Annotated in this window: 10 protein-coding genes and 1 pseudogene; 9 read left to right on the plus strand and 2 right to left on the minus strand. The window is 52.6% G+C overall.

Features of this window, described 5'->3' with window-relative positions; all coding sequences use genetic code 11:
- The first annotated feature begins 338 nt into the window (after positions 1 to 338).
- Positions 339 to 620 (plus strand): hypothetical protein, encoded by a 282-nt coding sequence (locus GX016_10210; protein HHT71916.1) that lies wholly within the window; start codon positions 339 to 341, stop codon positions 618 to 620.
- 6 nt (positions 621 to 626) lie between these two features.
- Positions 627 to 929, plus strand: a pseudogene (locus GX016_10215) (redoxin domain-containing protein).
- A gap of 7 nt (positions 930 to 936) precedes the next feature.
- Here GX016_10215 and dinB read toward each other — a convergent pair.
- Entirely contained in the window at positions 937 to 2097 is a 1161-nt protein-coding gene (gene dinB, locus GX016_10220; GenBank protein ID HHT71917.1) for a DNA polymerase IV, read from the minus strand.
- 239 nt (positions 2098 to 2336) lie between these two features.
- A complete protein-coding gene (locus GX016_10225; GenBank protein HHT71918.1) occupies positions 2337 to 3464 on the minus strand; it encodes a polysaccharide deacetylase family protein in 1128 nt (375 codons plus the stop codon).
- 219 nt (positions 3465 to 3683) lie between these two features.
- On the opposite strand from GX016_10225, the gene ppaX reads away from it, so the two are divergent.
- From ppaX to GX016_10260, 7 genes are all read left to right on the plus strand, one after another.
- Positions 3684 to 4349: a pyrophosphatase PpaX gene (ppaX, locus tag GX016_10230; protein HHT71919.1), complete on the plus strand. Its 666-nt coding sequence runs from the start codon at positions 3684 to 3686 to the stop codon at positions 4347 to 4349.
- A gap of 75 nt (positions 4350 to 4424) precedes the next feature.
- Entirely contained in the window at positions 4425 to 5276 is an 852-nt protein-coding gene (locus GX016_10235; protein ID HHT71920.1) for a polysaccharide deacetylase family protein, read from the plus strand.
- Positions 5277 to 5294: 18 nt separating this feature from the next.
- Positions 5295 to 5435, plus strand: a complete 141-nt coding sequence (locus tag GX016_10240; GenBank protein ID HHT71921.1) for a hypothetical protein — start codon at positions 5295 to 5297, stop codon at positions 5433 to 5435.
- A gap of 12 nt (positions 5436 to 5447) precedes the next feature.
- A complete protein-coding gene (locus tag GX016_10245; GenBank protein HHT71922.1) occupies positions 5448 to 5627 on the plus strand; it encodes a small, acid-soluble spore protein, alpha/beta type in 180 nt (59 codons plus the stop codon).
- A gap of 359 nt (positions 5628 to 5986) precedes the next feature.
- Positions 5987 to 6112 carry a rubredoxin gene (locus tag GX016_10250; GenBank protein HHT71923.1) on the plus strand — a complete coding sequence of 42 codons (126 nt, stop codon included), beginning with the start codon at positions 5987 to 5989 and terminating at the stop codon, positions 6110 to 6112.
- Positions 6113 to 6120: 8 nt separating this feature from the next.
- Positions 6121 to 7017, plus strand: a complete 897-nt coding sequence (gene ptb / locus GX016_10255; GenBank protein ID HHT71924.1) for a phosphate butyryltransferase — start codon at positions 6121 to 6123, stop codon at positions 7015 to 7017.
- Between the two features lie 125 nt (positions 7018 to 7142).
- Positions 7143 to 7373 (plus strand): indolepyruvate ferredoxin oxidoreductase subunit alpha (locus GX016_10260; GenBank protein ID HHT71925.1); only part of this gene is annotated, 231 nt, incomplete at its 3' end.

Below are 7373 nucleotides of genomic sequence, written 5' to 3' on the forward strand. Positions count from 1 at the left end.
GGGTGTCGATTCAGGGGTAAATGGCGTTATCGAATGCCCAGCGATGCCCGTAGTACGACAAATGAAGTATATTGTCCGTGATTCTGAAGGAGCAAAGTACTGAGGAATCTTTCAAGATCCTTCGGGCAAAGCCCTCAGGATGACTACAAAGAACAGTTTTTGTGGCCATGACGTGAAACGGGGACTAGATACAACCAAGGCAAGTTAATTTGCCCAAAAAGATTGTCCTTTATAGACAAGGAATGGACAAAGATGTCCATAGCTTAGTAAGCCAAGGTAGAGAGTCTGTTATACTGAAGGTCTCGTAATTTAGGCTAGGGCAGGAGGGTGGAAGAAAGGTGGCCAAGCGTTACAGTTGGGTGATAGTAGTGCTTTTGCTGGTATTGGCGTTGACTGTTGCCGGGTGTGGTCGAAAGGAAGCAATTGAGCCGCCAATGGAAGACCTATCAGGGCCGGTGCCGAATGGGGACGAGACATCGGAGGAATCCTGGGATCCTGCCCTTGGTGGCAGTGTGAGGGCGGCAGCTTTTGCCGGCAAAGATTTTCTCACCGGTGAAGAAGTGGAGTTCAAGTCCGATTCGGGGAGGCCGGCGATAATAAGCTTTTTCTCTCCGGGGTGAGGCGGCTGTGTGCAAGAGGTGTTGCAGTTGCAGCCGGAGCTGGAGGGATTTAAGGAGCAAGGCCTGGACTTTTATTTTGTCATCGGCGGCCGGGAGCGCGAACTAAGGGCGTTTTTTGACCGCTACCCAGTAGCAGCAAATGTAGTCTGGGACGAACAGCTCAATATATTCTGGGACTATGATGTAGAAGGACTGCCGGTGACTTTCTTTGTAGACAAAGCCGGTCTAGTGCAGGAGACTAAACTGGGTTGGGGCAAGGACTCATTGACCGAGTTCAAGGTACTGGTAGCTAGGCTGGTGTCGGAGTAGTGCCGCACTATTTTTTCGGCAACTGGGGCCCATGTAAGAGCCGGGCTCTAACCAAAGATCGGTCGCCGAAACGCGCTCGTACCTGGTCCACAGTCTGGGCTAGGCGGGCGCGCTTGTCATCTTCGCTGGCGGGAAACAGGCTAAGCTGGGTACCGGCGCTAGCGGCGGTGATGTTGCTGACGGTGACACCCACCAGTCGTACGCGCTGTCCTTGGAGATGTTGGCGATAGATCTCACCGGCTCGTCGGTAGATGGTTTCAGTAAGATTAGTAGCCTCTGGGTAGGTGCGGGATCGTGTTATCAGCCTAAAGTCAGGGGTTTTTACGCTTACAGTAATGGTGCTGCCTTTTAAGTTGCGGCGTCGCAATCGAGTTCCTACCTCTTCGGCTAGAGCTAACAATATTGTTTCAATCTCGGCGGCAGTTTCGGCATCTTGGGGCAGGGTAATGGAATTGCCGATGGATTTGGCCGTATCGGGGTTGGGATCAACTGAGCTGTGGTCTTGGCCTTGGGCCAGTTGGGCCAAGTACGGTCCATAGGCACCGAAGCGTTGCTTTAAAACTGCTAGCGGGAAACCGGCCAAATCACCGATAGTAAACACACCCAGGCTGTTCAGAGCTGCTGTTGTTTGCGGTCCGACCCCAAACAGTTTGTCCACCGCCAGCGGCCAGATCCGGCTGGCAATGTTATCAGCAGTAATGATCACCAATCCGTCCGGTTTTTCCAGATCCGATGCCATTTTGGCTAAGATTTTGCTGGGGGCAATACCGATAGAGCAGGACAGATCCAGTTGGTGTTTGATTTTCTGTTTGATTTCCCGAGCAATGTTGTCCGCTGGGCCGAACAGATTCTCGCAGCCACTAACGTCCAGCCAGGCTTCGTCGATGGAATACTGCTCCACCAGGGGCGTAAAAGAATTTAAGATGGCCATGATTTGCTTGGAATAGAAAGAATAGAGCCTAAAATTCGGTGCCACGATCAGAGCTTGTGGGCAAAGGCGCAATGCTTGAGCTGTGGGCATGGCAGTTTTTACACCAAAGCGGCGTGCTTCGTAAGAAGCAGTAAGGACAATGCCGTGGCGGGAGGAAGGGTCGCCGCTTACTAGCACCGGTTTACCCTTGAGGGCAGGCTCTTGGGCTTGGTGGCAGGCGGCAAAAAAGGCGTTCATGTCTACGTGGAGAATGTGTGGGTTGGCCAAGGGTAACACCTACCTTTGATTTCGATCCTTCGCTTCGCATTGGATGACTATCTTCCATACCATCATGACTGTATACACGGCCTACCGGGTTCAGCTAGATAAATCCTCTTTTAGTATAACTTATGGCTCGGCGTTGGTACCAGGGGCAGATACAAATAGGGAAAAACAAAAAAGAGCTGCTCTTAGCACAGCTCTTGGCGCGTACCCGATTAAGGATTCGTGGTCGGTTCGATACCGTCAGTAGGTGTAGCAGCTTCCAGTGGGACCGGGGCTGGTTTAATTTTAGTCGAGCCGGTGGCTTCACTGGCCGGGGCGTTTGGCTTGGCCTCGTCAGCAGGCACCGCGGGAGCGGGCACGGAATCGGCCGTGGGCGCAGTAGAGACCGGAATAGATTCACTGGGCCTGAAGCTAAACAACTCCGACACAGTGACGAACTCATAACCCTCTTGGCGCAACCGCTGAATAATAGTAGGCAAGGCCTGGAGAGTCTGGGCTTTTCCTTCGTGTAACAGGATGATGGAACCGGCCTGCACTTGGCGCAGTACTTGATTGACTATTTGGTTGGAGTCTGTAGTTGCCCAATCTCGCGGGTCCACGTTCCAGGTGACTACAGTTTGTCCCAAGCCGTGGGCAATATTGTTTACTGTACTGTTAGTAGCACCGTAAGGAGGACGAAAATATACGACTGTCTGTTGGGTAACATTATACAGTGTGTGGGCTGCGTCCACCAGGTCTTGTCTTATTTGCGCTTCTTTTAGACTCGTTAGTTTCCTATGGGTATGGGAGTGGACACCCACTTCATGGTCGTCGGCAATGGCGGCCTGAACTATCTGCGGATGTTTAGCGATGAGATTGCCGATAAAGAAGAAGGTGGCCGGGACCTGTTTTTCCTTAAGCACAGCCAGGTATTGGGTGGTCCAATGGGGATCCGGCCCATCGTCGAAGGTAAGGGCGATTCGTTTATCGGTTCCGTTTTGGCCGCGCAGTACTTCTAATGAGTAGGGCTCAGGGGGGAAAATAGGCTGGTACTCAGCCTTAATTGGCGATTGGGTGGGACCGGCTGGGGGTGAGATTTCTGCTGTGATTTCTTTGTCGGTACCATCAGAGGGAACATCTGCCGGTGGCGTTTCTTGGCTGGGGTCAGGCGGTGAAGCTTCGGTGTCAACTGGTTGTGTTATTACTGACTCCGCTGGCAGTGGATTAGCCAGGGTTTCGTCAGAAGTGGCCCGGTTTCCCACGATACTAGCCGCTAGGGTCCAAGAGCAGAGGAAGAACAGAGCCAGACCCAATAAGACGACGGTAATGGTGGTGGCGTATTTCTTAGTCGGTGGTAACACGGTTCTTCTCTCCCATCGAGCCTTAGTGTCGGAACTTGTCCCCTCAAGTTCACTTTCATAATATCACAGTTACTTAACAAGTGGGTTACAGAAAAGGAAATTATCGTTGGTTACGACCACAGTCAGCCTCACTTGGGGCGGCCAACCGGCTTTCTTTTGGTACCTAATGTGTGCTAAGATAAGATGACTTTGGATCTGGGGAGAGGGAGAGATAGATTGATGAGCCACATAAGCTGTGTCCTTTTCGACTTGGATGGGACCCTTATTGACACTAACCAACTTATTATTGATTCCTTTCAACATACGCTGAAGGTTCATCTGGGTCGGGCTGTTTCGGAGACAGAGATAGCGCGCACTTTCGGTCGTCCCCTGGTGGACATATTGCGCGAGTACGCAGCGGACAAAGTGGATGCTATGCTGAAAACATACCGGGAGTATAACGAATCACGACACGATACTACCACGAGATTGTTCCCCGGGGTCAAAGAGACTCTCACCGCACTCAAATCAGCCGGCTGCAAGCTGGGGGTGGTAACAGGGAAGCGCCGACACCTAGCCCTGCGGGGACTGAAGCTATTTGATTTAGACGTATATATGGCGGTGGTGGTAACTCCGGAAGATACCAACCGACATAAACCGCACCCGGCTCCGGTGCTAAAGGCACTGGAACTCTTGCACCGACAGCCGGAGAATACACTGATGGTGGGTGATAGTCCCTTGGATATAGCCTCGGCCCGGGCGGCCGGAACCTACACGGCGGCTGTTGGGTGGAGCGTGGTTCCGCCCCGGCTGGTGCTGGCAGAGCAGCCGAATTTTGTTCTCCGCCATATGACCGATCTTATTGATCTGTGTCTTTTCAGTGAAGAAGCAGCCCAAGAGGGTTGACGCCTAGCCGTGTTCTCTTTGGCCGTCGCTAACATATTATGTAGGGAGCGAGGGGAGGGGAACATAGTGAGGGTGATGTATTTTTCTTGGCCCCGGGTGCTAGCGGCGGCGGTGGTGCTGATGCTGGCCCTTGGTTTTGCCGTGAGCGAATCGGTGAGCTATTTGTCGGCACTGGCTCCCGCTACCCGCCTGGTACCGATTTATTGTGTTGAGACGGCGGCGAAGAGAGTAGCCATTAGTTTTGACGCCGCTTGGGGCGCCGACAAGACTCCGCTTCTCCTGAATATTCTTAATGAGCATAAAATCCAAACCACTTTTTTCCTGGTGGATTTTTGGATGGAAAAATACCCGGAAGTGACGAAGCAAATCGCCGCGGCCGGACATGAGTTGGGGAACCATTCGGCTACGCATCCACATCTAAACTCTCTAACAGCGGAACAAGTATACGAGGAACTGGAAACAACTAACGCCCGCATCCGTGAGCTTACCGGGCAAGAACCGCTGTTATTTCGGCCGCCGTTTGGGGAGTATAACAATACTGTTCTGACGGTAGTACAGGATTTGGGCCTGTTTGCCATTCAATGGGACGTGGATTCTTTGGATTGGCAAAATCTCACTGCTCAGGAGATTAGCCGACGCGTATTAGGCCAGATTAAACCGGGCTCCATCGTACTTTTTCACAATAATGCCGAGCATACCCCGGCGGCGCTGCCGCAAATTATCCAAGAGCTCCACAGCCGAGGGTATGAGATTGTGCCGATATCGGAACTTATTTATAAAGACAATTATTATATCGAAAGCCACAGCGGTCGACAACGCCCGTATCCGGGGCCGCGGCCGGCACTACAGCCAAGTGAAAGGAGCCCCGTCTTAAGCAAGGGCTTGACTACTAACGCTTCGGCAGATCCTTCGCTGCGCTCAGGATGACAATAAGGGTGGCTCAGGATGACAATAAGGGGCTTTGCCGTTTCTGTTTTCTGTGAAATGCCCCATGCCGCACAGACATACATGGCGGTGGCACAACCTTCCTGGGATGAGCGCCGATTGCAGCGGGCAAAATATAACACCATCGCTCAGCTAATATAAGGGGTGAGGCTAATGGCGAGAAGGCGTCGGAGCGTAATGTCCGATAAGCTGAAGTACGAGTTAGCCGAAGAACTTGGGGTGGCGGATATTGTCCGCCGGGAAGGCTTTGGCGGTGTAACCTCCCGCGATTGCGGGAACATGGTACGGCTGGCCATTGAGCGAGCCGAGCGGACACTGGCCAACCAAGAATAAATGAGTGATGGCGCTGGGGCTGCTGTATGGCAGCCCCAGCATATTGTTAGGATTGTTTTGTATTTCTAGCGCTCGCTATATCCGAAACAATAGTAATGGACAGGAGTTGCTAGGCCCGATTCTCAAAGCGAAGCTTGGCCCTTATTTAAAAGAGCGAGGCGAGCGAGGGAATACCGCCGATGCATATTCCCACCTGTAGGGTGGGCAAGTCGAGCCCCACAGGGACGAGTTCAGGGGCGGCCCGAGTGAGCCGAGGTCGGTCGTTCTAAGGGCACTGCGGAGCGAGAGGATTGGGCCGCAACTTCGGAAGGAAAACTGTTAAGACATGTAGAAATAACTGCTAAAAGGAGGTGGCGCAGGTGGCCGTATGGAAATGCGGAAAATGCGGTTTTGAGAAAGAAGGCCGGTGCAAACCACAAAAGTGCCCACAGTGTTCGGAAAAGGGCACCTTTGCTAAAAATGAAGAAGGGGGCAAGAAAGAGTGACCACAAGCCTGGCTGAACTAGTGTCGAAGGCCAGGGAGTATGGGCCGCTGACTGTTTCAGTGGCGGCAGCAGCTGATGAGGAAGTGCTGTTGGCAATAAAGGAAGCACGGGAATTAGGGATTGCCACTCCTCTCCTGGTTGGGCCTGAACAGCAAATTCGAGAGTTGGCGTCAACGATTGATTTTGATTTAACTGACGTGGAGATTTATGATGAACCGAATACCGCCGGCTGTGCTCGACGTGCTGTTGAGTTGGTAAGCTCCGGCAAGGCCCGGTTATTGATGAAAGGGCTGATGTCTACAGCGGACATTTTACGGGCCGTATTGGACAAGGAGATCGGTTTGCGTACCGGTAGAGTCCTGAGCCATGTCATGCTGTATGAACTGTCCGGCTATCACCGCTTGTTTTTCCTTACCGACGGCGGCATGAACATGTTCCCGGACTTAAAACAAAAAGCCGAAATCGTGTATAATGCGGTGGAAGTGGCCCATGCTCTGGGCATTGCCGAGCCTAAGGTAGCTGCGTTGGCAGCGGTAGAAGTGGTAAACCCGGACATGCCGTCTACTTTAGATGCAGCTGCGTTGGCCCAAATGGGAGCTCGAGGGCAAATAAAAGGCTGTCTAATCGACGGTCCTCTGGCCTTGGATAACGCTATCTGTGCTGAGGCGGCAGCCCGCAAGGGCATTACCAGCCCGGTGGCCGGGCAAGCCGATATTCTGCTTGTGCCGACGATTGAGGCCGGTAATTTGCTGGGTAAAGCCATGACCTATTTCGGCGCCGGAAAATCGGCCGGAATTATTGTGGGCACCAAGGCGCCGGTGGTACTGGTATCCAGGGCTGATCCTCACGAAACCAAGCTCCAGTCCATTGCTTTGGGTGTGGTTGCCGCTGCAGCCAAGAAGTAGTAAGAGACTGAAAACCGGATTTTTTGCCAATTTAAAAGGAATATGGGCTTTGTTAGTCGAATTGATACAGGGGAGAATGGTAGGACGGTGGTAGCAGATCAATCTGCCAAAGGGGGAGAAGAAGCGTGAAATTGTTCCTGTCTGGGGACGAGGCCATTGCCCGTGGTGCCTACGAGTACGGAGCCACCTTTGCTGCAGCCTACCCGGGTACGCCTAGTACGGAAATCGTAGAGAACCTAATTCCGTACGAAGAAATCTATGCCGAATGGTCCACCAATGAAAAAGTGGCTCTGGAAGTAGGTCTAGGCGCATCGTTGGCCGGATCCCGTGTTATTGTGGCCATGAAGCACGTAGGA

The organism is Bacillota bacterium (assembly GCA_012837285.1).
Lineage (GTDB): Bacteria > Bacillota > DTU030 > DUMP01 > DUMP01 > DUNI01.

Coding starts and splice junctions, on each gene's coding strand:
- dinB (HHT71917.1), bottom strand. CDS start 2,097: ATGAACGCCTTTTTTGCCGCCTGCCACCAAGCCCAAGAGCCTGCCCTC.
- GX016_10245 (HHT71922.1), top strand. CDS start 5,448: ATGGCGAGAAGGCGTCGGAGCGTAATGTCCGATAAGCTGAAGTACGAG.
- ppaX (HHT71919.1), top strand. CDS start 3,684: ATGAGCCACATAAGCTGTGTCCTTTTCGACTTGGATGGGACCCTTATT.
- GX016_10240 (HHT71921.1), top strand. CDS start 5,295: ATGACAATAAGGGGCTTTGCCGTTTCTGTTTTCTGTGAAATGCCCCAT.
- GX016_10235 (HHT71920.1), top strand. CDS start 4,425: ATGTATTTTTCTTGGCCCCGGGTGCTAGCGGCGGCGGTGGTGCTGATG.